Source organism: uncultured Corynebacterium sp. (assembly GCF_902489365.1).
Classification (GTDB): domain Bacteria; phylum Actinomycetota; class Actinomycetes; order Mycobacteriales; family Mycobacteriaceae; genus Corynebacterium.
Map to the genome: position 1 here is coordinate 1 of NZ_CABTZR010000158.1, position 2,212 is coordinate 2,212.

Genomic DNA, 2,212 nt, shown 5'->3' on the forward strand with positions numbered 1-2,212 from the left:
AGGGGGTCGGGTTGGTGACTGGAGTCCGGCGGTGTCCTCTCCCGACCCCGCACCCCCCCCACACCACCCGACGGGCCCCAGGCCTCCAGCAGATGCGGGGGGGGGTCGATGCCCACGGCGCGCTCAATGTAGGGCCCGTAGCGGCCCACGCGCACGAAGACATCGCGGCCTTCCGCGTCGGTGTAGAGGCGCAGCGAGTTGACCTGGCGGGCATCGATAGCCTCCAGGTTGATGTCCACCAAGGACTTCAGGCCGCCGTGGCGAGCAATGGAGGCCGCCTTCTGCTCACCTGCTTCAGTGTTGCCAAAGTAGAAGTTGGTCAGCCAGTCCGTGCCGTTCTCCGAACCGGCCGCAATGGCATCGAGTTCGTCCTCCATGGAGGAGGTGAAGTCATAGTCCACCAGCTCGGTGAAGTTATTTTCCAGCAGGCCCACCACCGCGAAGGCAACCCACGAAGGTACCAGCGCGTTGCCGCGGGAGAGCACGTAGCCGCGGTCCTGGATGGTCTTGATGATGGAGGCGTACGTCGACGGGCGCCCAATGCCCAGGTCTTCCATCTTCTTGACCAAGCTGGCCTCGGTGTAGCGCGCCGGCGGGTTGGTGGAGTGGCCGTCGGCAGTCACCGCAGCGGTCTTCAGCGTGTCGCCCTCGTTGAGGTGCGGCAGGCGCGACTCTTCCTTCGAGCCCTTCGCCGCTACGTCCTCGTAGGCCTTGAGAAAGCCCGGGAAGGTAATCGTGCGGCCGGTGGCGGAGAAATCGGCGTCGTGACCGCCAGCGCTCACGGCCGCGGTCACCTTCATCGAGGTTCCCTTGGCATCGGCCATCTGGGAGGCCACGGTGCGCTTCCAAATCAGCTCGTAGAGCTTGTACTCCTCGGCGTCGAGCTGCCCGGCCAGCTGGCCCGGGGTGGCGAAACGCTCGCCGGCGGGGCGGATGGCCTCGTGGGCCTCCTGGGAGTTCTTCACCTTGCGGTCATACGTGCGCGGCCCATCCGAAACAAACTCCGCACCGAAGATGGAGGTGGCGGCCTCACGCGCGGCATCAAGACCCTGCTTAGACAGGGAGGTCGAGTCGGTACGCATATAGGTAATGTGACCGTTCTCGTAGAGGCGCTGCGCAATGCGCATCGTTCGCTCCGAGGTGTAGTGCAGGCGCCGGCCAGCCTCCTGCTGCAGCGTCGAGGTCATAAACGGCGCGGAAGGCTTGCGCGAATAAGGCTTGTGCTCAACGCTGGCCACCGTCATGGTGGATCCCTCGAGGGCGCTGGCCAGCTGCTCCGCCTGGGCCTGCTTGACGACGACCACCTCGTCGCTCTTCAGCTGACCCCTATCGTTGAAGTCACGGCCCGCAGCCACGCGCTTGCCGTCGAGGGCGCTCAAGCGCGCGTCGAAATCCGGTGTGGACTTGAGCGTTGCCGTGAGATCCCAGTACTCAGCGGGGATGAACGCCATGCGCTCGCGCTCGCGCTCGACGATGACGCGGGTAGCCACCGACTGCACGCGGCCAGCCGACAGGCGCGGCATGACCTTCTTCCACAGCACCGGGGAAACCTCGTAGCCGTAGAGGCGGTCCAGGATGCGGCGGGTTTCCTGAGCATCGATGAGGTTTTCATCGAGCTCACGGGTATTTTCTGCTGCCTCCAGGATGGCGGACTTGGTGATCTCGTTGAAGACCATGCGGCGCACCGGCACCTTGGGCTTGAGCACCTCGAGCAGGTGCCACGCAATGGCCTCGCCCTCGCGGTCGGGGTCTGTTGCTAGATACAGCTGATCGCATTCCTTCAGCTTAGCTTTAAGGTCAGCAACCTTCTTCTTCTTGTCCTGGCTGATGACGTAGAGCGGGGTGAAGTTATCCTCCGGGTTAACACCGAGGCGTGCCCAGGATTCCTTCTTGTACTTGGCGGGGACGTCGGCGGCGCCGCGGGGAAGGTCCCGGATGTGGCCGACGGAGGCCTCAACGATGTACTTATCGCCGAGATAAGGCTGAATCTTCTTCGCCTTGGTTGCTGACTCGACGATGACCAGGGTCTTCCCCGGGCCGGTAGCTTCTGCCACTTCGACTTCATCCCTTCCGATGGCTAGTCCTCTGCTGGGCAATTGCCCCTAGAGTACACAGATAAAGGTTCACTCTAGTTATTCAGGCCAGTACACGTCCACACAACAGGGGGTCTATACTGGCCGTCCGAGGATTCGCCTCACAGCACACAACTGGG

Annotated in this window: 1 protein-coding gene; it reads right to left on the reverse strand. The window is 63.3% G+C overall.

Going from position 1 to position 2,212, the window contains the following annotated elements; all coding sequences use genetic code 11:
- The coding region (topA, locus tag RDN59_RS12105) for a type I DNA topoisomerase (RefSeq protein WP_308608051.1) at positions 1–2,054 on the reverse strand (2,054 nt) is incomplete at its 3' end.
- Positions 2,055–2,212 lie beyond the last annotated feature (158 nt).